Raw genomic sequence first — 25459 nt, 5'->3', positions numbered from 1 at the left:
ATGAGCAAGCGTTTTGAGGGCAAGACCGCGATCGTCACGGGGGCGAGTCGGGGTATCGGGCTGGCCATCGCCGAGCGGCTGGTGGCCGATGGCGCCCGCGTGGTCATCACTGCGCGCAAGAAGGAGGCGCTCGACGAGGCGGTCTCCCACTTGGGCGGTCCGGACAGGGCACTCGCCGTCGCTGGCCGCGCCGACGACGTGGAGCACCAGGCCCACGCGATACGGCAGGCGATGGAGACCTTCGGCAGTATCGATCTCTTAGTCAACAACACGGGGATCAACCCCGTCTTCGGGCCGCTCGTCGACCTCGAGCTGACAGCTGCTCGGAAGATCGTCGAGGTCAACTGCATCGCGGCGGTCTCATGGGTCCAGCAAGTTCACCGGACATGGATGAAGGAGCACGGCGGCGCGATCGTCAACGTCTCATCTCTCTCCAGCGTTCGTATAGACCCAGGCATCGGGTTCTACGGCGCCAGCAAGGCGATGCTGAACTCGCTCACCGAGCTGATGGCAGTCGAGCTCGGCCCGGACATCCGGGTGAACGGCGTTGCTCCGGGGGTGGTCAAGACGCGGTTCGCCGCCAAGCTGTACGAGGGTCGTGAGGACGCGGTCACCGCGGCGTACCCCCTCAAGCGGCTCGGCGTGCCGGAGGACATCGGCGGTGTTGTCGCGTTCCTGCTCTCGGACGACGCGGCGTGGCTCACCGGGCAGACCGTCGTCGTTGACGGTGGCCTCAGCCTCCAAGCCGCGGCGGAGTGAACGGGTGCGGGGAATCGATGCGGTCCTCTTCGACTACGGCGGCGTGCTCACCGGACCGGTGAAGCACTCGATCTCCGACTGGCTGGCTGCAGACGCGATCGAGCCCGAGTCGTTCTCGCGCACGTTGCGGGCGTGGCTGTCCCGCAACGCCGAGGACGGCACACCGGTGCACCAGCTGGAGACCGGCGAGCTGTCGGTCGCTGACTTCGAGAGCTTGCTCGCCGCCGAGCTGCGGACCACCGACGGGCGTGCACTGGAGCCGGGCGGGATGCTGGGCCGGCTCTTCGCGGGAATGCAGCCGGACCCAGCGATGTTCGCCCTCGCCGAAGAGTTGAGGGCAACCGGACTGAAGGTGGGCCTCCTCTCCAACAGCTGGGGCAACACCTATCCGCGCGCGCGGATCGACGCGCTGCTCGATCCGGTCGTCATCTCGGGCGAGGTCGGGCTGCGGAAGCCGCAGCCCGCCATCTACGAGCTGGCGGTCGACAAGCTCGGCGTCCCAGCCGGCCGAGTGCTCTTCATCGACGACGCCGAGGTGAACGTGCTGGGTGCGCGGGCCGTCGGTCTGCAGGCCCTTCTCCACATCGATCCCCGCACGACCCGAGCAGTCCTGGCCGAGCTGGTGCCGGACCTCAACTCTCACCCCACAGGAGTTTCCGCATGACCACCACCGCGAACCGCACCGCCATCGTGACCGGAGCAGCCCGAGGCATCGGCGCCGGCGTCGCGCAGCGCCTCGCCGCTGACGGCTTCGCCGTCGCCGTCCTCGACCTGGACGAGACCGCCTGCAAGACCGTCGTGGCGGAGATCGAGGCCGCCGGCGGCCGGGCGCTCGCCGTCGGCGCCGATGTAGCCGATGAGGAGGCTGTCAAGGCCGCGGTCGAGAGGGTCGCCAACGAGCTGGGTGAGCCGACTGTCCTCGTCAACAACGCCGGCATCATCCGCGACAACCTGGTCTTCAGGATGAGCGCGGCCGAGTGGGACGCAGTGATGAACGTCCACCTGCGCGGTGCCTTCCTGATGACACGGGCCGTCCAGGCCTACATGACAAAGGCGACATGGGGTCGCATCGTCAACCTGTCGAGCACCTCCGCCCTCGGCAACCGCGGCCAGGCCAACTACTCCACGGCGAAGGCCGGAATCCAGGGCTTCACCAAGACTCTGGCGATCGAGCTGGGCAAGTACGGCGTGACCGCCAACGCCATCGCTCCGGGGTTCATCGAGACGGAGATGACCATGGCCACCGCCGAGCGGATGGGGGTGTCGTTCGACGACTTCCGGTCCGCCGTGGTCAACGACATCCCGGTGGGGCGCGGCGGCCTCCCGGAGGACATCGCACACGCGGTGTCGTTCTTCGCCAGCGAGGGCGCCGGCTTCGTGTCGGGTCAGGTGCTCTACGTCGCGGGCGGCCCGAAGGCATGAGGGTCTTCGCCGGCGTCGCCGAGCTAGAGAGGGCCGTCGGCACGCACCTTGGTCACTCCGAGTGGCACACGGTCGACCAGGACCAGATCGACGCCTTCGCGGCAGCGACCGGGGACAACCAGTGGATCCACGTCGACCCGGCGAAGGCGGCCGAGGGGCCGTTCGGATCGACCGTCGCGCACGGCTTCCTCACGCTCAGCCTCCTGCCGATTCTCACCTGGCAGGTCTACAAGATCGAGGGCGTCAAGATGATCGTCAACTACGGGGCCGACAAGCTGCGCTTCCCCTCACCCGTGCCGGTCGGCTCGCGCGTCCGGGCAGGCGTGGAGCTGAGCTCCGTCACGCCGATCGCGCTGGGTCACCAAGTCGCGCTGAGGGTGACGATCGAGCGGGACGGCGGCGAGAAGCCGGCCTGCGTGGTCGACATGCTCGCTGTCGTGATGGCGTGATGACCAACGCCGACGCGCCCCCGGGCCTCGACCTCGACGTCCTCGGCGCGTGGTTCGCAGCTGAGATTCCGGGTGCGGGCAGTCAGCTGCGGGCGAGCCTGCTCGCCCTCCAGGCACTGAAGGAGAACGACTGATGGAAACCAAGGCATGACCACCGGCAAGACGGTCCTCCAGCGCAAGTTGCTGCCGGTCCTGGACTTCATGCTGCACGACTGGCTGAAGGTGGAGGAGCTCACCAGCCGGAACCGGTTCGAGGAGCACAGTCGTGAGACTTTCGACGAGCTTCTCAACGCCGCTTCCGAGGTCGCCGCGAACAAGTTCGAGCCTGCGTACCGCCTCAGCGACGAGCAGGAGCCATACATGGCAGACGGAGAGGTGGTGACCCCGAAGGAGTCCCATCTGGCGTTCGAGGCCTACCGGGACCTGGGCATCCTCGCGGCCAGTCACGACGTCGAGTTCGGCGGCATGCACCTGCCGCGAGCGGTCGATCTGGCATCCAGGATCATATTCGCCGCTTCAGGGCACAACCTCGTACCTGCGATGCTGACCGACGCCAACGCCTCGTTGCTGGTGGAGCACGGCACAGAGACGCAGAAGCGAGTGTTCGCCGTGCCGGAGCTGGCGTTCCGCTGGACAGGCACGATGTGCCTCTCCGAGTCGCAGGCAGGGTCCTCCCTCGCCGACATCACGACGAGCGCTGTGCCAGACGGCGCGGGCCACGAGTCCGATCCTCTCGGCCCGCGCTACCGGATCACCGGCAACAAGATGTGGATCTCAGGGGGCGAGTACGACCTGACCGAGAACATCATCCATCTGGTGCTGGCGAAGATCCCCCATGAGGACGGAACGGTCGATCCCAGCACCAAGGGCATCTCGCTCTTCATCGTTCCCAAGGTGTTGGTGGACGAGGAGTCCCGCCTGCTCGAACGCAATGACGTCACGCTGGTCAGCCTCAACCACAAGCTCGGCCATCGAGGGACTCCCAACGCGGCACTCACCTTCGGGGACGGCACGCACACCCCTCGCGGAAGCAGGGGCGCCATCGGCTACCTGGTGGGCAGCCCCGGCGATGGTCTGCGCCAGATGTTCCACATGATGAACGCCGCGCGCATCGAGATCGGAGTAGCCGCGTCCTCGCTCGGTATGGCGGGTTTTGCGACGGCCCTCGATTACGCCAAGGACCGTCGCCAGGGCCGACCCCGCGCAGCGACAGGCAAGGACTCGTCGCAACCACAGGTCCCGATCATCGAGCACGCCGACGTCAAGCGCATGCTGCTCGCGCAGAAGGCGTACGCCGAGGGTGGCACCGCGTTGGCCCTCTACGCGGCGCGGCTGCTCGACGACCAGTCGACCGGGTCGCCCGCCGAGGCAGAGCGGGCCTCCGTGCTGCTCGAGATCCTGACCCCGATCGTGAAGAGCTGGCCGAGCGAATGGTGTCTGGAGGCGAACAGTCTCGCAATCCAGGTGCTCGGTGGTGCCGGCTACACGCGAGACTGGCCGGTGGAGATGTACTGGCGTGATCAGCGACTGAACATGATCCACGAAGGCACCCACGGCATCCAGGCGCTAGACCTCCTGGGTCGCAAGGTGCGTATGGATGCGGGTGCACATCTCGGCGCGCTGGGGGTCGAGGTCCGCGGCACGATCGACGCAGCGAAGCGGATCGGCCTGCGCGCAGAGGCGGATGCGCTTTCCGGCGCCTGGGACGAGTTGCTGGTCACCACCGTGCAAGCGTGGTCAACCGGCGACCCGGCAGAGGCGCTCGTCAACGCCACTCCGTACCTCCAGGGATTCGGACACGTCGTGGCTGCCTGGATCCACCTCGACCTCGCCGTGGCTGCGACGCACAGTGACCACAGTGAGGCGCCGGGACGTATCGCGGCGATGAAGTACTTCTTCGCCTACGAGCTGCCCCGCATCGGCGCCTGGCTCGGCGTAGTAGCGCGACGAGAAGCGCTGTGTCGCGATGTGAACCCGGACAGCTTGTGACGCGAGTCGACCACGACGCGTCGCTTCGACACCACCCGCCCGTCATGTGCAGCGAGAGGAACCGACATGCGCAACTTGACCTTTGACTGCTCCGGACGCACAGCCGTCGTGACGGGACCGGTACCCGGCATCGGCAACGCGTGCGGCGCCAGAGACGCGCATCAAGCGGCTCTGGCCGACCGTGGAGTGGGGGAGTCGCTGTGATCGTCGGGGTGCTGAAGGAGGCACACGCAGGAGAGACCCGGGTCGCGGCGACGCCAACGACCGTCGCCGCGCTGCAGAAGCTCGGCTATGAGGTGGTGGTCGAACCGGGTGCCGGCGAGGCGGCGAGCTTCACCGACGAGGCGTACGCCGCTGCGGGTGCCAGGTTGGGCGACCCGCTGGCAACGGACGTGGTCATCGGGGTCAACGCGCCGACGCTCGCCCAGAGGGACCGGCTCGAGCCTGGGGCCACGCTGATCGCGATGCTCAACCCCCGGTTCGACGAGGAGATCGTCGCGGACCTGGCGCTGCGGTCGATCACGGCGCTGTCGATGGACGCCGTGCCGCGGATCTCGCGCGCTCAGTCGATGGACGTGCTGTCCTCGATGGCCAACGTCGCCGGCTACCGGGCTGTGGTCGAGGCCGCACACGAGTTCGGCCGCATGTTCACTGGCCAGGTCACCGCCGCCGGCAAGATCCCACCGGCGCGGGTCTTCGTCGTCGGCGCCGGTGTCGCTGGGCTTGCCGCCATCGGCGCGGCGTCCGCGATGGGCGCGGTCGTTCGCGCCTTCGACGTGCGACCCGAGGTGGCTGAGCAGGTCGAGTCGATGGGCGCGGAGTTCGTCCAGGTCGAGTTCGAGGCTGAAGTCAGCACGGACGGCTACGCGAAGGAGATGACCGCCGAGCAGGAGGCCGTCACGGCGGCGATGTACGACGAGGAGGCGCGCGCCGCCGACATCGTCATCACCACAGCGCTGATCCCGGGCCGTCCCGCCCCCAGGTTGATCACCTCGGAGACCATCGCCGCCATGCGCAACGGCTCCGTGATCGTCGACATGGCTGCGGCCAACGGCGGCAACGCCGCTCTGACGGAGATCGACGAGCGCGTCGTCACCGACAACGGCGTGACGATCCTCGGCTACACCGACCTGGCGGGCCGCCTCGCTGAGCAGGCGTCGCAGCTGTACGGCACGAACATCGTCAACCTCTTCAAGCTGCTCACGCCCGCTCAGGACGGCGACCTGGTCCTCGACTTCGACGACGTCGTGCAGCGCGGCATCACCGTCGTGCGCGCCGGCGAGTCGACCTGGCCGCCGCCGCCGGTGCAGGTCTCGGCCGCTCCGGCTGCCGTGGCCGCCGAGGTCGCACCCGGGAAGCACGTCAAGCCCCGGATGGCGGTGGGCGCGAAGGTCGGCCTCGTGCTCGGCGCGATCGGCCTCCTCTGGCTGGTCAATGCGCTCGCTCCGACCGACGACCTGCGTCGGCATTTCACCGTGCTGATGCTGTCGATCGTGATCGGCTACTACGTGATCGGAAAGGTCGCGCACGCGCTGCACACACCGCTGATGTCGGTCACCAACGCGATCTCAGGAGTGGTCGTCGTCGGCGCACTCGTCCAGGTCGCCAGCGACGACAGGATCGTCGTCGGCCTGTCCGCGGCGGCGATCCTGCTCGCGTCGATCAACATCTTCGGTGGCTTCGCGGTCACCCGTCGCATGCTGAGCATGTTCAGCAAGGGAGCCTGATCCATGGCCATCGACTCCATCACCGGCGCGGCCTACATCGTCGCCTCGCTGCTGTTCATCCTCTCGCTCGCGGGCCTCTCGAGGCACGAGTCCGCCAAGAGCGGCCTGACCTACGGCATGGTCGGCATGGCCGTCGCTCTCGTCGCCACGGTCGCGCAGACCGTCGACGTCAGCCAGTACGTCGACGACCAGGCCCTCATCATCGGCGTCCTCGTCTCTGCCGTCGCGATCGGCGCCGCCGTCGGCCTGTGGCGCGCGAAGGTGGTCGAGATGACCGGGATGCCCGAGCTCATCGCTGCACTGCACAGCTTCGTCGGTCTGGCCGCTGTGCTGATCGGCTGGAACGGTCACCGGGAGGGCTCGCACTACGAGCTTGCCAGTCTCCAGAACATCCACGAGGCCGAGGTCGCGATAGGCGTCTTCATCGGCGCGGTCACCTTCACGGGCTCGATCGTGGCCAACCTCAAGCTATCGGGGAAGATCAAGTCCGCGCCGCTCGTGCTGCCGGCCAAGAACGTCATCAACGGCGGCTCGCTCGTCGTGTTCGTCGTCCTGATGATCGTCTACGTCACCACCGAGGCCCACGACAGCAGTGTCGCGGACCTCCTGCTCGTGGTCCTGACGGCGCTGGCGCTGCTGCTCGGCTGGCACCTGGTCGCGTCCATCGGTGGGGGCGACATGCCGGTCGTCGTCTCGATGCTCAACTCGTACTCGGGCTGGGCGGCGGCAGCCTCGGGCTTCCTGCTCGGCAACGACCTTCTGATCGTGACCGGCGCCCTCGTCGGGTCCTCGGGTGCCTACTTGTCCTACATCATGTGCAAGGCGATGAACCGCTCGTTCATCTCCGTCATCGCCGGTGGCTTCGGCATCGAGGGCGCAGCCGGTGACGACAAGGACTACGGTGAGCACCGGGAGATCCAGGCCGACGCCGCCGCAGAGCTGCTCGGCGCGGCGAGATCGGTCGTGATCACGCCGGGCTACGGCATGGCGGTCGCGCAGGCGCAGTACCCGGTTGCGGACCTCACGGCGAGGTTGCGGGCCAGGGGCGTCGACGTCCGCTTCGGCATCCACCCCGTCGCCGGTCGCCTGCCCGGTCACATGAATGTGCTGCTCGCCGAGGCGAAGGTGCCCTACGACATCGTCTTCGAGATGGACGAGATCAACGACGACTTCGCCGACACCGACGTCGTCCTCGTGATCGGCGCCAACGACACGGTCAACCCGTCCGCAGCCGAGGACCCATCCTCTCCGATTGCGGGTATGCCGGTTCTCGAGGTGTGGAATGCCCGGGACGTGATCGTGTTCAAGCGGTCCATGGCCGCCGGCTATGCAGGGGTGCAGAATCCGTTGTTCTTCCGCGACAACAGTCAGATGCTCTTCGGGGATGCGAAGCAGCGGGTCGATGACATCCTGAGTGTGCTGTGACGTCATGGAGCACACGTATTGGTCGCGCGACACCGTCGATGGCACTGTCTGCTGGCGAGCACTGGGGGACGTGATGGTCGCTGCGGTGAGCGGTCTGGTGGCCGCCGCCGCGCCGAGGCATGGACGTTGGTCTCGGTCAGTTCGTGACATCACCGAACGACGACTCGCGATGCCGAGACGAGACGACCGTACGGGGACGGATTTTTACATGGACTTGACGTCAAGTTCATGAAATAGTGGAAGACGCCCTCGCACGGTGCGATGTGGCGTCGCGATCAGGTTGTGCGTTTCCACCAGAAGCCCCTGGCGCTGGTGGACAATGAAAGGGATGGAACTTCATGGCGATCAGCACGGTCGAGGCTGCAGCCGGCGAGGCGTTCGAACGAGCGCTGCAGGCGCGGACGGTGTGTGAGGCTTTTCAGATCACCGCGGCCGCCCGAGCCAAGCAGGTTGCTGTACGCACTCCCGATGGTGGCGTCTCGCTGACGTACGGAGCTCTCGCCGATCGCGTGCGGCGCGTTGCTGCTGGTCTCGCCGCCCTGGGGCTCAAGCGCGGCGACACGTTGGGCATCATGCTCACGAACCGCCCCGAGTTCCATGTCGTGGATCTTGCTGCGATGCATCTGGGTGTCACCGCGTTCTCGGTCTACAACACGTCGGCTGAGGGCCAGATCGCGTACGTCTTCGCGGACGCAGGCAACAGGGTGGTCGTCACGGAGCGTGCGTTCGTCGAGCGCTTGATGGCCGTGCGCGATGGGGGTATTCCGATCGAGCGCCTTGTGGTGGTCGACGGCGCGCCGGACGGAACGCTCAGCCTCGAGCAGGTCGAAGCACTCGGGAACCCCGGATTCGATTTCGAGTCGACGTGGTCGGCGATCGGCCCCGACGACCTGTTGACGTTGATCTACACGTCCGGCACGACGGGATCCCCGAAGGGCGTGCAACTTTCGCACGGCAACATGATGAGCGAGATCCGGGCCGTGCAGCAGGCGTTGCCGGTCACGCCCGGTGGACGCACCGTGTCGTTCCTGCCCGCTGCCCACATCGGCGACCGGTGGAGCGGCCACTACTCGCCACTTGCCGTCTGGGGCTTCACGGTCACGTCGTGCTCCGACCCCCGAGGTGTGATGGAGGTCGTGAAGCAGGTGCGCCCCACGATCTTCCTGCCCGTGCCACGCATGTGGGAGAAGGCGAAGGCTGGCCTGGAGGTGCAGATCGCGGAGCGGTCTGGGATCGGCGGAAAGCTGATGCGATGGGCCATCGACACCGGGATCAGGAATGCCCGTGTCGTCCAAGCGGGCAAGACTGCGAGGCCCACGCTGCAGCTGCAGGCGAAGGTCGCATCAGCGATCGTGGGGTCGAAGATCCGTGAGGAGTTGGGCGTCGACGAGGCCGCGTGGTTCCTCACCGGGGCGGCGCCTACGCCCCCCGACGTGTTCGAGTTCTTCGCGGCTGCTGGCATCCCGATCTGCGAGATCTGGGCCATGAGCGAGTCGTCCTGCCTGATGACCGTCAACCCTCAGGACCGCATCCGCGTGGGCACGGTCGGCTTGCCGATCCCCGGCGTCGAGGTCAAGGTCGCTGACGACGGCGAGCTGCTCGTGCGTGGCGCGACCGTCATGAAGGGCTACCGCAACAAGCCGGAGCAGACCGCCGAGGCCCTCGATGCCGAGGGGTGGCTGCACACCGGTGACATCGGGTCGATCGACGACGAGGGTTACGTACGGCTTGTCGACCGCAAGAAGGAGATCATCATCAACTCGGCGGGCAAGAACATGTCGCCCGCCAACATCGAGTCCTGGCTGAAGTCCTCGAGTCCCTTCATCGGCCAGGCGGTGTGCATCGGCGACGGCCGACCCTACAACGTCGCACTGATCACGCTCGACCCCGATGGCGCCGCTGGGAGGTCGATGGACGATCCCGCCACGATCGCCGAGGTCGCAGCCGGCGTGGAGCGTGCGAACGCTCAGCTGTCACGCGTCGAGCAGATCAAGAAGTTCAAGATCGTCGCTGAGGAGTGGGTGCCGGGAAGCGATGAGCTGACGCCGACGATGAAAATCAAGCGCAGGACCATCGTGTCCAAGTACGCCGCGCAGATCGAGGAGCTCTACGCGAAGTAGCACCAGTCTCCAGCTCGTGGCTGCAGCGCGACGACCCCACCGTCCGTTCCTGGGCACGCATTCGTCGACCAAGGCATCAACCGCCACCTCGACGGACCAGCCGGCCGGCACGCATCCTGGCGGTTCGGACAGACCGCGGATGATCTCTTCGTCAAGGCTGGCAATCGCTCTGTGGGCATCAACCGCATCCTGGATCACGAAGTCGGCCAGTCGCGCCGCCTCAAGGATGCCGGGCGGCAGTCGCTCGCCGAGCTCGCGGCCGGGGTGACTGATCCGGTAGGACGCGCCGTCCAGTCGACCGTGCTGCTGGATGCGGCATCAGCGGCCGCGGTCATCTATCGCGATGCGTCGGGCGTACGCCCGAACGGCTGCCGAGACCCTGATCGACGCGGCGCTGGCGGCCGGGAAGACGGGTGGCGCTCCGGCACACTCGGGACCTGCTCGGCTTGCCGACCTCGGTAGAACCCGTGAACGACACCATGTCCACGTCGGGATGCGCAGCGAGCGCAGCGCCAACGAGTCGGCCGCTGCCGGTGACGAGGTTGAACACGCCGGCTGGCAGTCCCGCCTCGTGGATCGCCTCCGCAGGATGAAGGCAACCAGCGGAGTGAGCTCAGCGGGATTGAGGAAGACGGGACAACCCGCGAGCATCGCCGGGGGCCACCTTTAGCCGGCCCCTGATCCGGCGACAGCGCGCTCCAACCAGGCAGTGCATCCCGAGCCGCCTGCACGCGCGCATGGCCTCCGTCGCGCTGCTCTCGCTCGGCATCGACCTCGCGCGTTGGGTATCGCGAGGATCGTGGGTGGAAACCGGAAGACGTGCCGTGCGGTCCGCCGACATGGCCCTTGCGACCTGGCCTCCTGACGGTCGAGGCGATGTCGCGGAACCGTTGTGAAAGGCGTCCCGGAAAACATTGACATTGAGGTCGGTTTCAATAAAGGTGGAGTTCTTCGAGGTCAGATCGCCGGGCGCGGGGATGCCTCTCGGTGGCAGCACCCAGCACGCGGTCTCGTCCATCTCGCAGGTGGGCGACACAGGAGCAGGGAGTTGCTATGACCATGACGGCGACGTACTCCATCCCCCGAGCAGTCGGACGGCAGCAGGAAGTGGATGAGCGCGAAGAGCTGTGGGAACGAGCCATGCGCGAACGGCTGGGCCCGATGGGGATCCGGCTTCCCCGCGACGATTGCGGCGCCGGTCATGTGCAGTCGGCCGACTTGGCCGACCTGCTGTTGACGGACTGGGAGTGCCCGCCCATGGATGGGTATCTGTCGCGCAGCGCGATGCGCGGGACCCTGGACCGAGACATGGTCGTGGTGATGGCGGGTTACGGCGGCGAGGAACGTCTGTCGTTCGGAGATATCGACACGATCTTCGGCCGGGGAGCTCTCCTCATCATGAGCGGTGACGGTGCGGGACGCGGCGGCTTCACTGTCAGCCACGGCCTGCGCAAGCGCACGCTGGTGCTTCCGCGCGCCGCCCTGACGGCGGCGGGAAGCGGGCTCAAGATCCCCAGGTCACTCGCCATGGGACCGGATCGTCCCTTGGTCGGCATCTTCCACTCCTTCCTGGACCAGGTGTGGGCCGGACTCCCGGACATGTCCGCCGCTGAGAGAGATGCGGCACGGACGGCACTCGTCGCACTGATCGCGGGCATCGTTCGTTCAGAGGGCGTGGGTGTTGATGACCAGTCCGCGCTTCCGGCGCTGCGAGCGCAGCTGGATCGGACGATCGCAGACCGGTTGCAGGACGGCCCGATTCGTCTCGAAGACCTGGCCGCCGTTCACCGGGTCTCGACCCGCACCATCCATCGTGCCTTCGCGCTCACTGGTGACACCATGAAGTCGGTGGTGCGCGCGCAGCGGCTTGCCGCCGTACGCGAAGACTTGATCAACACCAACCTGACCATCGCGCGGATCGCCCACCGCTGGAACTACTACGACGCTAGCCACCTCGGCCGAGAGTTTCGTGATGCCTTCGGTCTCTCCGCCGGTGAGTACCGCCAGGACTTCGCCCGGGACAAGGGCGGGTCGATTCGCTCGACCATCGACCCCAGCGTGCTCGAGGCGTCCCGGGTGATGGAGGCGTCCTGATCGTCAGGTAGTCAGACGCTCTAGTTCGCGACCAGCGTGTCGAGTGCCGTGCGCAGGTGCGCGGGGATGTCGGCTGGCCTGCGGGAGGTGCGGTCGACGTAGACGTGCACGAAGTGACCGGAGGCCGCCGGTACGTCGGAGTCGGCGGCGTACAGAACGATCTCGTATCGGACGCTCGACCTGCCGACCCGGCCCACGCGCAGACCCGTCCGGACCACACCGGGGAAGCTCAGCGGCGCGGAGAACGTGCACTGCGAATCCACGCACAGGCCGATGATCGGGCCCTGCGCGAGGTCGAGACCGCCCTCGCCCACCAGCCAGTTGGTCACGGCCGTGTCGAAGAACGAGTAGTAGTGCACGTTGTTGACGTGTCCGTAGGTGTCGTTGTCCATCCACCGCAGGGTGATGGAGTCCCAGTGCGGGTATGCCGAGTCCGGGGTCATGCCACTGGCCGCGTACGCGCACGGAGCGCCACGGTCTTGGTTCGCCGGTAGAACTCCAGGCCCTCGGGGCCCTGCTCCTTGTGGCCCGAGCCCGAGCTCTTGAACCCGCCGAACGGCATGTGCACGTCCCACCCCGAGGTCGGCAGGTTCACGGCGACCTGGCCGACGTCCGCGCGGGCAGCGAAGGTGTGGGCCGCTTCGAGGTCGGACGTGTAGAGGGCGGCTGCGAGTCCGTACCGCGAGTCGTTGAGCAGCTCGATCGCCTCGTCGAGAGTGTCGAACGCGACCAGGGCGACGACCGGCCCGAAGACCTCCTCGGTCCAGATCTCCATGCTGACGGTCACGTCAGTGAGGACGGTGGGAGCGACGAAGCAGCCGTGCTCTATTGCCTCCGACGGCAGCGTCCCGGTGGTCGCCACAGCGCCGTCGGCGACGGCGCGCTCGACGAACGCCGTCACGGAGTCGCGTTGCGCCGGGGAGACCACCGGCCCCATGGACGTCTGGGGCTCGAGACCGGAGCCGAGGACGTGCGACCGAGCCGCCTCGACCAGTCCGCGATGGACATGCTCGAGGACCGAGCGCTGGACCAGGACGCGGCTCGTCGCGGTGCACCGCTGCCCGGCCTGGGCGAAGGCAGCAGCCGCGAGCGTCGCGACACAGTCGTCGAGGTCAGCATCCGCCAGGACGACCGCGGCGTTCTTGCCACCGAGCTCTGCCAGCAGCCGGACCTCACCACCCGCCAACGAGGCCTTCAGCGAGTCGCCGACCTCGTTGGACCCGGTGAAGCTGACCGCCCGCAGCGCGGGATGGTCGAGCAGCGCGTCGCCGATGACGCTTCCGGAACCGGTCACCGTGTTGAGGACGCCGGCCGGAAGTCCAGCCTCGTGGAGCACCCGAGCGAGCTCGATCGCGATCATCGGCGTGTACGACGCCGGCTTGAGCACCACGCTGTTGCCCGCGAGAAGAGCGGGGGCGACCTTGCGGGCAGGAGTCAGCAAGGGGTCGTTCCACGGCGTGATCGCCAGGACGACTCCCAGCGGCTCGTGCACTGCCCACGCCGTCACTTCGGGGTTCTCGTGGGCGAGCAGCGAGCCTTGCTCGCCGCGCCCGAGGCCGCCGTAGTACTCGAGGAAGTCGGCCGCCTTCCCCACCTCCCCGGTGGCCTCGGCGAGCGTCTTGCCCATCTCCTTGGTCAGGATGCGGGCGAGGTCATCGCGCTGATCGCGCATAATCGCTGCCGCCCGGAGCAGCACGCGACCCCGATCGACCGGGCTCGTGTCGCGCCACACGACGGCGCCGCGCTCTGCTGCGTCGAAGGCTGCGTGGACGGCTGCAGCGTCCATGCTGGGAACTGTCGCCACTAGCTCGCGTCCGTCTGCGGGGTTGCGGACCTCGAGGGTCGTGGCGGTCGACTGCCAGGTCCCCCCGACGAGGTTCTGTGCGTGAGTGACGGTGGTCTCGGTCATGCGCGGGCCTCGTTGTCGTTGTCGGAAGGGGTGGTGGTGGAGGCGCCGTCGAGCCACGCGGCGTAAGGCTCGCCGGCGTGCAGCCGCTCGAGCAGCGCCAGTACCCCTGCGTGGTCGATGGGCACGGGGTGGTTCGGGCGCGGGTAGTTGTCCACGCAGTCGGTGGCGATCGCGGAGAGCTCGTCGGCGGTGACGCCGAGCTCGGCGAGCGATGTCGGGATCTCCATCCGGTTGCTGTGCTCGATGATCCAGCGCAGCAGCATCTCCGGGTCCGGCTCGCCGCAGATGATGGTCGAGATCTCGGCGATCTCAGTCTCACGTGCAGATCTCGCGTGCGCGATGCAGTAGGGAAGCGCCATCGCCACCGAGGCGCCGTGTGGCAGGCCCGTCCTCGCTGAGATCGCGTAGGCGAGGGAGTGGCCCAGCACGACCGAGGCATTCAGCGCCAGCCCGGCCTGGTAGGCGCCGAGTGCGGTGCCGTACCGGGACGCCACGTCACCGTTCTCGTACGCGGCTGGGAGGGAGGTGGACAGCAACCGGAGGGCCTCCCGAGCGGCCGCCTCGGTGACCGGGGTGCGGAACGTGGAGAGCAGTGACTCGATCGCGTGCCCCAGTGCGTCGAAGCCGCCCGCAGCGGTCACGGACGCAGGCAGGCCGACCATCAGTTCGGGATCGATCAGGACAGCACGCGGCACCAGGTAGGGGTGGACGAACATCCGCTTGCGCCCGTCGTGCCACAACATCGCGACGGCCGTGACTTCTGCGCCTGTGCCGGCCGTAGTAGGCACCGCTAGGACCGGAGGCCCGGGCGTGATCTCGGCGTCCGGGCTCAACCCCGCGGTGAGGTCCAGGGCGTTCGTCAGCGAGACCGAGACGAGCTTGCCCGCATCGAGCGCGCTACCGCCGCCCACCACGACGATCGCAGCGACAGCTCCCTCGTGCTGCGGCAGAAGTGCGCGAACCGTCTCGGGACCGGGCTCCGCGGTGACGCCAGGGCCGATCAGGACGGTGTAACCGGCTCCCTCGAGGGAGTGGCACGCAGGAAGGTGCAGGCCGAGATTCTGTACTGCGGCGTCGGCGACGACGACGACAAGTCCCTGGCTCGGGGAGATGCCGAGCGCGCGCAGCTCGCTGGCGCAAGCGGCCGATGATCCGGGTCCGGCGACCATCCGGCTGGGGCCGACGAACGGCCTTGTGGGGGCAGAGCACAGCGAGCACATGGGCCGCTGCCTCCTTTCGGGGATCTGTCGACCAGGACCTGAGAGACAGGTCTGATGGCCGGCTGACGAAGCATGAATACGTAACCATAGCAAAACTCGCTTCGGTCGCCGTGGCGTCTCGAGGTGCGAATCGGCCGACGGCTGATGGCCGGATTGACCTCTGAACCCAATAACGGCACGAGGCGCGGGGCGTTGCACATCGTCGCTGGCGACCGCACGCGCCAAGAGCGGCAGGACGGTCGCGTCACACGCTCGGCGACGCTGTCGTCTGCAGGGTGCCCGAGAGCGTCAACCGAGCGTCAGTCGTGCGCGGGCGCCCAGCCGGTGGAGCCCCTCACCATGAGCTCGGCAGAAAAACGCCGGTGGGAGAACGGCATGTCGTGCTTCTTGATCCGCCGCACGAGCGTGTCGACGGCCAGCTTCGCGAGCTCGTCGATGGGCTGCCTCACCGAGGTCATGTCGATCCGGTCCCAGGCTGCCATCGGGATGTCGTCGTACCCAGCGATCCACAGCGTGTCCGGAACCGCGATACCGAGCTGGTGAGCTGCGTCCTGGACGCCGAAGGCGACCAGGTCGTTGACGCAGAAGACGGCTGCCGGCCTGTCGTCACTCCCGAGCAGCTCGAGCCCGACCTTCCGTGCGGCATCGTGGGTGAAGTCGCACTTCCTCTGGCGGTGGGCGGGGATCTCGATGCCCTGTTGCGCGAAGGCTTTCGTGAACCCGCGCCGACGTTCGCGGCTCGTGCTGATGATGTCGTCGCCGCCGACGACGGCAACCGAGGTGCGCCCGTGGGCAAGGAAGTACTCGGCCACGAGACGGCCGCCGGCGACGTTGTCGCTGGTCACTTGGTCGCACTGCAGCCTGGCGATCGATCGGTTGACCAGGACGATGGGCAGCTGCTGAGCGACCGCCTGCCGGAGGGCAGGGTCCTTGCTCGTGGCCGTGGTGAAGATGAGGCCGTCGATCGCGCTCCCCTGGATGGCCTGGACCGCGACCGTCGAGCTGGCCGGCTCGTCGGTGGTCCACAGCGCCATCCTCAGGCCGGCCGACGTGATCTCCTCCGCCAGGGCGTCCAGGAGCTCGGGGTAGAAGGGGTTCGTGAGCCGCCCGGTGACCACGCCGATGAGTCCGGACCGTCGCATGCGCATCGCCCGTGCCTGGAGATTCGGCACGTAGCCGGTCTCGCGCAGGGCATCGAGGACCCGCTGCCGTGTGGACTCGTCGACGTTGTCCATGTTCTGCAGGACGCGAGAGACCGTCGCCTGGGAGACGCCGGCGATGCGTGCGATGTCCTTGCTGGTGGCCACGTCCACATCCTTACGGTCCGCGTCAACTGAGACCGGAGACGCGTAGCATAACCTTCGCGTGAATACGAATGCATAGGAGCTGACATGACCCTGTCTGAGGAGCGCTACGACGTTGCCGTGGTCGGCGCGGGGATCGTGGGACTGGCTGTCGCCCGCGAGATGATCACGCGACGGCCGGACCTGCGCCTCCTGGTGATCGACAAGGAGTCGGAGGTTGCGCAGCACCAGACCGGTCACAACTCGGGCGTGATCCACAGCGGTATCTACTACGCCCCCGGGTCACTGAAGGCACGCCTGTGCGTCGAGGGTGCCAGGTTGATGTACGAGTACTGCGACGCGAACGCCATCCCCTACGAGAGATGTGGCAAGTTGATCATCGCCCTCCACGACGGCGAGCTTCCCGGGCTCGACGAGCTCGAGGCGCGCGGCCGTGCCAACGGAGTCACAGGGCTACGACGGGTCACCGCCGACGAGATCCGTGAGATCGAGCCCGAGGCGCGCGGAGTCGCTGCACTCCACTCGCCCGACACAGGCATCGTCGACTACGCGGAGGTCGCCCGGGCGTTGGAACGTGAGCTACGGAGCAAGGGCGTCGACTTCTCCCTCGGGTGTGAGGTCACGACGGTGCGGCGCACCAGTGAGGAGACCGTCATCGAGACCGACGGCGGGTACTTGCGTGCCGCCCGCGCGGTGTTCTGCGCAGGGCTCTGGTCCGACCGGCTGGCGGTGTCGGCCGGCGCCTCACCCGATCCTCGGATCCTGCCTTTCCGCGGTGCCTACCTGCATGTGTCGGCGGACCAGGCGCCCGTCGTGCGTGGAATGGTCTACCCGGTGCCGGACCCCGACCTGCCCTTCCTGGGCGTGCACGTCACGAAGCACATCGACGGCAGCGTCTCACTCGGCCCGTCCGCCATGCTGGTGGGCTCGCGAGAGGGGTATTCCGCATTGCGTGTGCGTCCCCGCGACCTGGCCGCGACGCTGGCCTGGCCGGGGACGTGGAAGGTCGCGCGGCGGTTCTGGCGCACCGGTGTCTCGGAGCTGCGGATGGCGGCAAGCCGACGTCGCTTCCTGTCCGCGTGTGCCGCCTACGTCCCCGCTTTGGCGTCGATGCGGCTCGACCCGGGCGCGGGAAGTGGCGTGCGGGCACAGGCCGTCGGCCGCAACGGCGCTCTCCTCGACGACTTCGTGATCTCTGAGACGCCGGGTGCCTTCCACGTGCGAAACGCCCCCTCGCCGGCGGCGACGTCCTCGCTGGCGCTTGCCCGCGAGCTCGTGGACCGGATGCAGCTCGATGCAGTGCTTGGGGGAGGTTCCTGAAGCGCCTCGCGCACGAGAGCCTCCTGGCCAGACGCCGGCATTCACGGATGGCGGCCCCGGCCAGGAGTTCCCGCGTGCGCAAGGAGGAACGGCGTGGCTAGCGCGTGAGACCGGACGGCACGGGAACCTCGAGGACTTCGAGCAGACGGGCGAGCTTGCGGTCCAGGAGGAGGCCGACCTCGGCGATCCGCTTGTCTCCGTACGCAGCGAACTGGTCGCTGGGCCGTTCGATCAGGAAGACGGCATCGCCCTGCTCGTCCTCGAAGATCATGGGACGAAGAGGTGCGTGGATCATGACGCCGGGGTTGTATCGGTACATCGTCTCGGCGATGACGTGGTTGCCCATCAGGTACATCGCGCCGCGCCTGTTGTCCAGACCGGTGGTGCCGCTGATGTTGGCCCATGGCCACTGGGTGTACTTCGCATAGATCAGGAACCCGTTGGTGGCCGCGGCTGTCGTGTTCGCCACCACCTCGTCCCAATCCGCGGCACCGATCCAGAGGTCAGGCGAGACCATCGGGACTGCCGTCTCGAAGCGTGCCACGAAGTCCTCATAGCGCTCGTGGGTGTCGATCTCGTACCGCTTGGTGCCGTAGGTGGTGACCTCGATGTCCTTCGATGAAGCCGCCGAACCCCCCGGGTCACCGCTGGGCAAGGCAGTTGATGAAGTGCCGATGAGGCCGACCGAGATCATGGCTGTTGCCATGCCAGCTGCTGCGAAGGCGACAATTCTCTTGGATTTGAACATGCGACACCTGCCTATTTTCGAGTGGGTAACAGTGGCTCGGTGCGGGGCGGCAAGCGGCCTGCGGTCGGTCCGAGCCCCGCAGGGTCTTAGTCGAGCACCGCCCGCACGAAGTGGTGCTGGTCACACCAACGTAGGAGCGCCGCGTACAGCGACGTAGGTCAAACCTGCCGGACATCGGTACGGGAGCGACGCGATCCGACGTCCTCGAGTGCTGGATAGTCCGTGTATCCGCGGGCGTCTCCCCCGTAGAACGTGGCCGGGTCGGGCTCGTTGAGCGCGGCACCGATCGCGAACCGGCGCGGCAGGTCGGGGTTCGCGATGAACGGACGGCCGAACGCTGCGGCGTCGACGTAACCGGCCTCGACCAGGCGTGCTGTCTTCTCGGCCGTGTAGTTGCCGGCGCCCACGATGATGCCCGGGAAGGCCTCACGCAGCAGCTTGCGGAAGTCCTCGTCCAGCTCCGGACCGCCAACCCAGTCCGGCTCGGACAGGTGCAAGAACGCGATGCCACGCCGGGCGAACTCAGCAGCGAGATGCAGGCCCATCGGCTGTCCGGCGCTGTCGTCGAGGCCGTTGAACGTGCCCAGCGGCGAGATGCGGACGCCGACGTGGTCGGCGTCCCACTCGTCGATGACGGCGTCGAGCACCTCGAGGGTGAGTCGGGCACGGTTGACGAGGGACCCGCCGTACACATCCACGCGGTGGTTGCTCTCCCCGCTCATGAACTGGTGCAGCAGGTAGCCGTGGGCTGCGTGGATCTCGACCAGGTCGAAACCAGCCGAGCGCGCGTTGCGGGTGGCAGCACGGAAGTCCTCGACGACGCCCGCGATCTCATCAACGGTGAGTGCCCGAGGCGTCGGGCAGGCGACCCGCTCCGGTCGGCCGTCAGCGCCCCTGACCGTGGTGCGGTTGTCGTATGGGAGCGCGGAGGCCGACACGGGCAGCTCGCCGTCGTGCAGCGACTCGTGCGAGACCCGCCCGGTGTGCCAGAGCTGGGCGACGATCTGGCCACCCGCCTCGTGCACGCCCTCGGTGATTCGGCGCCAGCCCGCGACCTGCTGAGCGCTGTGGATGCCCGGCGTGTCCATGTAGCCCTTGCCCTGCGGCGAGATCTGGGTGCCCTCGCTGAACAGGAGGCCGGCACTCGCCCGCTGGACGTAGTACTCCCTCATCAGGTCGTTGGGTACGTCGCCGGGCTGCGTCGCGCGCATCCGGGTCAGCGGGGCCAGGAAGACCCGGTTCCGGGCGGCGACTGCGCCAACGGTCAAAGGCGTGAATACGTAATCATGCACAGCAGGCCCAACGAGGGCACAGGGCGAGCTATTCCCCGGCCCTTGCCGAGCAAGGGTGGTCTATGTCACGTGATCGCCGCCGCCGGCGTCGTAACGTCAGGGTCAGGCGCTCGATGCGGCCCGTCCATGCGCCCCTCGGAACACCTGCGATTGCAGGCGGGCCACAATGTGCTCGCACTCGACGCACGTGTCGTCCTGCCTTCCACCAAAGCGCATGTGGTGAAAGATCGGCCAGCTGAGCGCTGGGAGCCCGCACGCAGTCCAAGGGGAGCCCATCTGTTTAGCGTGTTGAGTTCCCCACGGAACGGAAGCGTTGCTTGCCCCACCGACGGCCCTGCCGCGGTGGGAGGCTGCAACGAACCAGGGCCCTGACGGCGGAGCAACGGAGCAGTCGTGGCAGTCAGCATGCGAGTCGAGCCACTCACGCTTGGCGGACGTGTTCATACGGCGCTCCTGATGAGGTGACACGGTGTTCGTGGTGACACTGAGTATCAATCTATGACATTGAGGTGCAGTCCGAGACAATGACGCTGCGAGTGACATCAGCGACGCGATCCAAGATGCGGCCTTCCGTCTGTTCGGTGAACGAGGCTACGAAGTCACCAGCGTCGAAGAGATCGTGGCGGCGGCCGGGGTGAGTCGCTCGACGTTCTTCCGGGCGTTCGGCTCGAAGGAGTCAGTGATCTTTCCTGACCATGACACGCTCCTCGCGCGAGCCGGGGCGCGCCTGCAGGCGTCGTCCGACTCCTCGATGCTCGCAGCGGTCTCCGACACGGTCCGCATGGTCCATTTTCACTACGTGGCAGAAGGAGAAAGAGCCCGCGATCGCTACCACCTCACGTCGAAAGTCCTGCGCTGAGGGAACGCGAACTGGTCGTCGTGTCGCGCTACGAACGTCTCTTCAACAAGCACCTGGCAACGCTGTTCCCGGAGTCGGAGGAAGGGCAGTTAAGCGCCGAGCTGCTGGCGGCCAGTCTCGTGACAGCGCACAACAGGGTGCTGCGGCGTTGGCTCCGAGGTGAAGCGCTGGACCCGCAGCTGGCGATCGACGCTGCACTCACGACCGTGCGCAGCACGTTCGTGGAAGCTCGTTCCAGTGCTGAGCCGATCGTCGTGGTCCTGCCAGCCTCGTTAAGGACCGCCGACATCGGGCGCTCGTATCCAGGCGTGGGGGAGAGAGGCAGAGATGCCCCGGGCCGACCGCTCGTGAGGCCGCAAACGTTCTCCGGCCAAAGGCAGTCCGCCAGGGGAGGCGACCAACACGCTGGAGTGGTCTCGCGGGTGGAGCAGCCCACGGTGTGACTGTCACTTTTCGGCTCGCTTCTGTGTCATTCCTTTACCGGTGCAGCTCCCAGCGAAGCCGCGCCAGCTCGACGTACGCCGCGAACAGCCGAGTGCGTGTTAGTCGCCCCTACTCCCGGGCGTGCGCGCTGCTGCTTGTGACCGACGCCATCAGGAACCTCTCGACAAGTGCATTGACGTCTTCGAATCACTGAGGTTACCTAAGCGCATGCCCATACAAAGCATGCGCTTAGTCATCAGGGGACGCTGATGCGGCGGAGGGTCTACGACGAGGACCATGAGGCGTTCCGCGCCTCGATCCGTCAGTTCCTCGACCGCTCGGTCGTCCCGCACGTCGAGCAGCACGCCGCCGACAAGGCGCTGCCGCGGGAGTTCTGGCTCGAGGCGGGCAAACAGGGCTTCCTCGGCCTCGAGGTGCCTGAGGAGTACGGCGGCTCTGGAGCGGGTGACTACAGGTTTAACGCGGTGCTGATGGAGGAGCTGTCGAAGGTCAACGCGGCGCTTTCCTCGTGCGTGGGCATCCACGCCGACATCGTGGCGCCGTACCTCGTCGAGCTGACCACCGAGGAGCAGCGGCGGCGCTGGCTGCCGGGGGTGGCGTCTGGAGAGCTGCTCACCGCCATCGGCATGACCGAGCCCTCCGGTGGCTCCGACCTGGCCGCGCTCAAAACCTCCGCGGTGCGCGACGGCGACGGGTGGGTCCTCAACGGCTCCAAGACGTTCATCACCAACGGCTACTCCGCCGACCTCGTGGTGGTCGCGGCCCGCACGGCGCCGGAGAAGAGGGCCAAGGGCATCACGCTCTTCGGCGTCGAGACCGCCGCCGCCGGGTTCTCGCGCGGTCGCAAGCTCGACAAGGTCGGTCAGGACGAGGCCGACACAGCCGAGTTGTTCTTCGAAGGGGTCCGGCTCACCGACGACGACATCATCGGGGAGGTCGACCACGGCTTCATCCACATGATGCAGAACCTGCCTCAGGAGCGGCTCGGCTGTGCGATCTCCAACCTCGCCCACGCGCAGCAGATCCTCCTCGAGACGCTGCAGTACACCAAGGACCGCAAGGCCTTCGGCCAGGGCATCGGTTCCTTCCAGCACAACAAGTTCCTGCTGGCCGAGCTCTTCACTCAGGCCGACGTGACGCAGGCCTACGTCGACCAGTGCGTGCTTGCGCACACCAGGAAGCAGCTCACCGCGGTGGACGCCGCCAAGGCCAAGTGGTGGACCTCCCAGGTCCAGAACGAAATCCTTGACCACTGCGTGCAGCTGCACGGCGGCTACGGCTTCATGAACGAGTACCGCGTCGCGCGCGCCTGGCGTGACGCCCGCGTCTCGAAGATCTGGGCCGGCTCCAACGAAATCATGAAGGAACTCATCGGCCGCGACCTCGGCCTCTGAACCTGCCTCTCGACCTGCGAGGGGGCTGCCATGTCTGAAGCCGTCATCGTCGCCGCTGCACGATCGCCCACGGGGAGCGGTCCGGAGGGCGAACCATCACGAGCAGCTCTCGGACCGTGACGTGGTGTAGGTCACAACGAACGTAGGGGGGTGGCGTCACGACATAGGCGGAACCCGCCCGACACCTGTACGGACGCGCCGCCACGGAGTGCCCGGCCGATGACGACGGAGGTCGTGTGTCTCGTGACCGCTGGACCATCCCATGGAGCGCGTCTGGGTGCTCATCCACGAGCATGCCGACGGCACCTGGGGTGCCGGCGGGCAGATGTTCCGCTACGCCGACCTCGTCGCTCTGGCCAAGGGCGGCCTGACAACGAAGGACAGCGAGGAACCGCGTATGGGAGACGTTCCGTTCTACCGGCCCCTGCCCGCGGGCCTGCCTGACGTCGACGCCGATGTGGCCACCTCGGTGGAGACCTTCGAGTCCACCGACCGTGTGGAGGGGCCTTGGGGGCCGATGCAGCACGGCGGCGCGATCGCCTCCTTGCTCGGTCGCGCCCTCGACCGCTGCGAGCAGCGCCCCGACACCCGGCTTGCTCGGATCACCGTCGAGCTGCTCGGCCCGGTGCCGATCGCCGACGTGCGGGTCAGCACCCGCGTGCTGCGGCCCGGTCGACGCATCCAGCTGCTCGGCGCCGAGCTTGAGGCGCAGATGCCGGAGGGGGGATGGCGACGGGTCGCCAGTGGATCCGCCTGGCGCCTCGCGACCCAGGACACGGCGGACGTCAACCGGGATGCGGCGCCGTCGCGCCCGTTGCCCGCTCCCGAGACGGCGGGACTGCTCGACTACGTCCTCCCGGTCTCCTGGCGACAGGGAGGTTTCGGCGGGGCCCTCGACTGGCGGGTCTCCCACCAAGGCCACGCGCCTGGCGAGCCGACCCTCTTGTGGGCCGACCTCACCTGTCAGCTCGTCGAGGGTGAGGAGCCGACGCCCTTGGAGCGGCTCCTCGCGGTCGCGGACACGGCGAACGGTGTGGGTGCCCGACTGGATCCCCACCACTTCCTGTTCCTCAACACCGACCTCACCGTGCACCTGCACCAACCGCCGGCCGGGCGTTGGTTCGGGGTCGAGGCCGAGACCTCGGTCGGCACCGACGGCATCGCTACCAGCAGCGCGGTTCTCCACTCGGCCACGGGTCCGGTCGGCCGCGTCGACCAGAGTGTGCTCGTCGAGCGCCGCCCTTCGTGAGCCACGCGGTCGGCGGCGTCGTGGACCGAGGTGAGGTGCTCCTCCTCGACGACGAAGCCGAGCAGGTGCGGGCCCGGTGGCATGGGCTGGGTTCTGTGCGTATTGATCGACATCCACACCCGCTTCCTGCCCGAACGGATCTGGCCAAGGTCTGGGCCTACCTCCATCAGGTGGGCCCGCTGGCAGGGCGGCGTGCGTGGCCGGTCGCTTACCGCGTCCACGGGGCCGAGCGCGTCCGGATCCTTTGCGGATTCGGCGTCGGCGCCTTCACCTCGCTCGTCTATCCCCACAAGCCGGGGATGGTGTACTTGCTCAACGACTGTGTGCGACCTTCGCCGCAGCACCCCGGACTGCCTTCCCTCGGCCACCCTGTTTCCGGAGCCGGGAGCCGGTAAGGAGGGCCGCCGGGCGATCGACGCCGGTGCTCGACTTTTCAAGGCCCACGTCCAGGTCGGTGACTACGACCCCAACGATCCGCTGCCCGACGACGCCTAGGCCCGACGGTATCGCCCGGTTGCTCCGCCGATTCCCGGATCTGATGCTCATCAGCGCCCATCTCGGTGGCGCGCCGCCCTCAACCAGAAGCGCGTGCCGGTCAATCAGTGGTGAGCGACAACTGTAGGCCCCCATCCATTAACCAGACGTTGCGCTTGGTGAGGTTCAGCCGAGCTCGGGGACGTCCCTGACCGTTCCAGTGAACACAGGGTCGCGTTTTTCCAGGAATGCCGCGACACCTTCCTTGCCGTCGCCGACCGAGGCGTGCCACATCGCGAGGCTGTCGCGACGATGTGCCTCAAGGGGGTGCGAAGATCCGACGCCGGCGTACAGGAGTCGACGCGCCATCGCCAGGGCAGCACTAGAGCGGCCCTGAACGAACGACAACGCCAGTCGGTGAGCCTCGGGCAGCAGGTCGTCAGGTTCGTGCACCGAACGGACGAGACCGACCTCGTGTGCTCGCTCGGCCTGAAGGATGTCTGCGGCGTACACGAGCTCGAGCGCGTTCTGGATGCCGACGATGCGAGGCAGGAAGAACGAAGATGCCGCCTCCGGGACGATGCCGAGCCGCCCGAACACGAACCCGATGCGTGCCTGGGTCGACGCCAAGCGGATGTCCATGGCAAGCGTCATGGTGGCACCGATACCCACTGCGGCGCCGTTGATAGCTGCAATCACGGGCTTGTCGCAGTCGAAGATGGCCAGAGTTACCTTCCCGCCTGCGTCGCGCACCCCGTCCTGGATCGGTGCCTCGGTCAGACGGTCCCGCAGGTTTTCCGCGGTCGGGTTCAGCGCCTCGTCGAGCCCGAAGACGTTCCCGTCGGCTGAAAGATCCATGCCGGCGCAGAAGGCGCGCCCTTCGCCGGTCACGATGACTGCCCGGACCGAGTCGTCGGCACGCACGGTCCGGAACGCCTGCTCCAACTCGTGCGCCATCGTCACTGAGAACGCGTTGAGTTGTTCGGGGCGGTACAGGGTCAGAGTCAGGATGCCGTTCTCGTCGACGTCCCATTTGAGGGTCTCGAAGTGCAAGGTGTGGTCCTTCCGGTTTCGGTGCTCGAAGTCTCAGGCGGTGTTCAGAGCTGGGAGGCCTCAAGCTGATGAGCTGCTCGGCCTCGGTGGCCCGTGCCCCGTTGGCGATCGAGAAGGGGATCCGTGCGACGGGGTCGGGATGCGGCGCGATGCCGCGACGCGCGAGGGCGTCCCGAAACCCCGCCAGTCGCTTCGATCCGGTGCTGGT

Annotated in this window: 21 protein-coding genes and 1 pseudogene; 14 read left to right on the top strand and 8 right to left on the bottom strand. The window is 67.4% G+C overall.

Annotated elements, in window-relative coordinates; all coding sequences use genetic code 11:
- The 9 genes from DDE18_RS18665 to DDE18_RS18625 all read left to right on the top strand — a co-directional run bounded on the left by DDE18_RS18665 (position 1) and on the right by DDE18_RS18625 (position 9891).
- Positions 1 to 759 (top strand): SDR family oxidoreductase, encoded by a 759-nt coding sequence (locus tag DDE18_RS18665; RefSeq protein ID WP_116573795.1) that lies wholly within the window; start codon positions 1 to 3, stop codon positions 757 to 759.
- Positions 760 to 763: 4 nt separating this feature from the next.
- The gene (locus DDE18_RS18660; RefSeq protein WP_116573794.1) at positions 764 to 1423 is read left to right on the top strand and encodes an HAD family hydrolase; all 660 of its coding nucleotides are present in this window, start codon (positions 764 to 766) and stop codon (positions 1421 to 1423) included.
- A complete protein-coding gene (fabG, locus tag DDE18_RS18655) occupies positions 1420 to 2181 on the top strand; it encodes a 3-oxoacyl-ACP reductase FabG (RefSeq protein ID WP_116573793.1) in 762 nt (253 codons plus the stop codon). Before DDE18_RS18660 ends, fabG begins: the two co-directional genes overlap by 4 nt.
- The gene (locus DDE18_RS18650; RefSeq protein ID WP_116573792.1) at positions 2178 to 2630 is read left to right on the top strand and encodes a MaoC family dehydratase; all 453 of its coding nucleotides are present in this window, start codon (positions 2178 to 2180) and stop codon (positions 2628 to 2630) included. The genes fabG and DDE18_RS18650 overlap by 4 nt, the downstream gene beginning before the upstream one ends.
- Complete coding sequence (locus DDE18_RS24100; RefSeq protein ID WP_281258407.1) at positions 2630 to 2764, top strand: hypothetical protein; 135 nt, start codon at positions 2630 to 2632, stop codon at positions 2762 to 2764. The genes DDE18_RS18650 and DDE18_RS24100 overlap by 1 nt, the downstream gene beginning before the upstream one ends.
- Before the next feature lie 88 nt (positions 2765 to 2852).
- Complete coding sequence (locus tag DDE18_RS18640) at positions 2853 to 4619, top strand: acyl-CoA dehydrogenase family protein (RefSeq protein ID WP_245916869.1); 1767 nt, start codon at positions 2853 to 2855, stop codon at positions 4617 to 4619.
- Between the two features lie 200 nt (positions 4620 to 4819).
- Positions 4820 to 6346, top strand: coding sequence for a Re/Si-specific NAD(P)(+) transhydrogenase subunit alpha (locus DDE18_RS18635; protein ID WP_116573790.1), 1527 nt, complete (start codon positions 4820 to 4822; stop codon positions 6344 to 6346).
- A gap of 3 nt (positions 6347 to 6349) precedes the next feature.
- Entirely contained in the window at positions 6350 to 7771 is a 1422-nt protein-coding gene (gene pntB / locus DDE18_RS18630) for a Re/Si-specific NAD(P)(+) transhydrogenase subunit beta (RefSeq protein ID WP_116573789.1), read from the top strand.
- Between the two features lie 338 nt (positions 7772 to 8109).
- Positions 8110 to 9891 carry an AMP-dependent synthetase/ligase gene (locus DDE18_RS18625; protein WP_116573788.1) on the top strand — a complete coding sequence of 594 codons (1782 nt, stop codon included), beginning with the start codon at positions 8110 to 8112 and terminating at the stop codon, positions 9889 to 9891.
- A gap of 331 nt (positions 9892 to 10222) precedes the next feature.
- Here the strand turns inward: DDE18_RS18625 and DDE18_RS18620 are convergent.
- Positions 10223 to 10474, bottom strand: a pseudogene (locus DDE18_RS18620) (aldehyde dehydrogenase family protein); the annotation flags it as partial.
- 470 nt (positions 10475 to 10944) lie between these two features.
- Here DDE18_RS18620 and DDE18_RS18615 point away from each other — a divergent pair.
- A complete protein-coding gene (locus DDE18_RS18615) occupies positions 10945 to 11985 on the top strand; it encodes a helix-turn-helix transcriptional regulator (protein WP_116573787.1) in 1041 nt (346 codons plus the stop codon).
- A 20-nt stretch (positions 11986 to 12005) separates the two neighbouring features.
- On the opposite strand, the gene DDE18_RS18610 is transcribed toward DDE18_RS18615, so the two are convergent.
- The 4 genes from DDE18_RS18610 to DDE18_RS18595 form a co-directional block, all read right to left on the bottom strand.
- Complete coding sequence (locus tag DDE18_RS18610) at positions 12006 to 12377, bottom strand: acyl-CoA thioesterase (protein WP_245916867.1); 372 nt, start codon at positions 12375 to 12377, stop codon at positions 12006 to 12008.
- A gap of 47 nt (positions 12378 to 12424) precedes the next feature.
- Complete coding sequence (locus DDE18_RS18605; protein ID WP_116573785.1) at positions 12425 to 13894, bottom strand: aldehyde dehydrogenase family protein; 1470 nt, start codon at positions 13892 to 13894, stop codon at positions 12425 to 12427.
- Positions 13891 to 15063: an iron-containing alcohol dehydrogenase family protein gene (locus tag DDE18_RS18600; protein ID WP_165821234.1), complete on the bottom strand. Its 1173-nt coding sequence runs from the start codon at positions 15061 to 15063 to the stop codon at positions 13891 to 13893. Before DDE18_RS18600 ends, DDE18_RS18605 begins: the two co-directional genes overlap by 4 nt.
- A gap of 350 nt (positions 15064 to 15413) precedes the next feature.
- Positions 15414 to 16421 carry a LacI family DNA-binding transcriptional regulator gene (locus tag DDE18_RS18595; protein WP_165821233.1) on the bottom strand — a complete coding sequence of 336 codons (1008 nt, stop codon included), beginning with the start codon at positions 16419 to 16421 and terminating at the stop codon, positions 15414 to 15416.
- A gap of 84 nt (positions 16422 to 16505) precedes the next feature.
- Here DDE18_RS18595 and lhgO point away from each other — a divergent pair, with 84 nt between their 5' ends.
- Positions 16506 to 17738 (top strand): L-2-hydroxyglutarate oxidase, encoded by a 1233-nt coding sequence (lhgO, locus tag DDE18_RS18590; protein WP_116573782.1) that lies wholly within the window; start codon positions 16506 to 16508, stop codon positions 17736 to 17738.
- 97 nt (positions 17739 to 17835) lie between these two features.
- Here the strand turns inward: lhgO and DDE18_RS18585 are convergent, their stop codons facing one another.
- Positions 17836 to 18444 carry a DUF302 domain-containing protein gene (locus DDE18_RS18585; protein ID WP_133241270.1) on the bottom strand — a complete coding sequence of 203 codons (609 nt, stop codon included), beginning with the start codon at positions 18442 to 18444 and terminating at the stop codon, positions 17836 to 17838.
- Between the two features lie 200 nt (positions 18445 to 18644).
- Positions 18645 to 19778, bottom strand: coding sequence for an N-ethylmaleimide reductase (gene nemA, locus DDE18_RS18580; RefSeq protein ID WP_116573780.1), 1134 nt, complete (start codon positions 19776 to 19778; stop codon positions 18645 to 18647).
- A 541-nt stretch (positions 19779 to 20319) separates the two neighbouring features.
- Here nemA and DDE18_RS18575 point away from each other — a divergent pair.
- The 3 genes from DDE18_RS18575 (at position 20320) to DDE18_RS23450 (ending at position 23724) form a co-directional block, all read left to right on the top strand.
- Positions 20320 to 20637 carry a helix-turn-helix domain-containing protein gene (locus DDE18_RS18575; protein ID WP_116573779.1) on the top strand — a complete coding sequence of 106 codons (318 nt, stop codon included), beginning with the start codon at positions 20320 to 20322 and terminating at the stop codon, positions 20635 to 20637.
- Between the two features lie 692 nt (positions 20638 to 21329).
- Positions 21330 to 22475, top strand: a complete 1146-nt coding sequence (locus tag DDE18_RS18565) for an acyl-CoA dehydrogenase family protein (protein WP_116573777.1) — start codon at positions 21330 to 21332, stop codon at positions 22473 to 22475.
- A 262-nt stretch (positions 22476 to 22737) separates the two neighbouring features.
- Positions 22738 to 23724 carry a thioesterase family protein gene (locus DDE18_RS23450; RefSeq protein WP_116573776.1) on the top strand — a complete coding sequence of 329 codons (987 nt, stop codon included), beginning with the start codon at positions 22738 to 22740 and terminating at the stop codon, positions 23722 to 23724.
- A gap of 660 nt (positions 23725 to 24384) precedes the next feature.
- On the opposite strand, the gene DDE18_RS18555 is transcribed toward DDE18_RS23450, so the two are convergent.
- Complete coding sequence (locus DDE18_RS18555) at positions 24385 to 25251, bottom strand: crotonase/enoyl-CoA hydratase family protein (protein WP_116573775.1); 867 nt, start codon at positions 25249 to 25251, stop codon at positions 24385 to 24387.
- Positions 25252 to 25459: the final 208 nt, after the last annotated feature.

Source organism: Nocardioides gansuensis (assembly GCF_003076135.1).
Taxonomy (GTDB): domain Bacteria; phylum Actinomycetota; class Actinomycetes; order Propionibacteriales; family Nocardioidaceae; genus Nocardioides; species Nocardioides gansuensis.
Note: the sequence above shows the minus strand (reverse complement) of the source record. Positions and strands in the feature narration are given on the sequence as shown.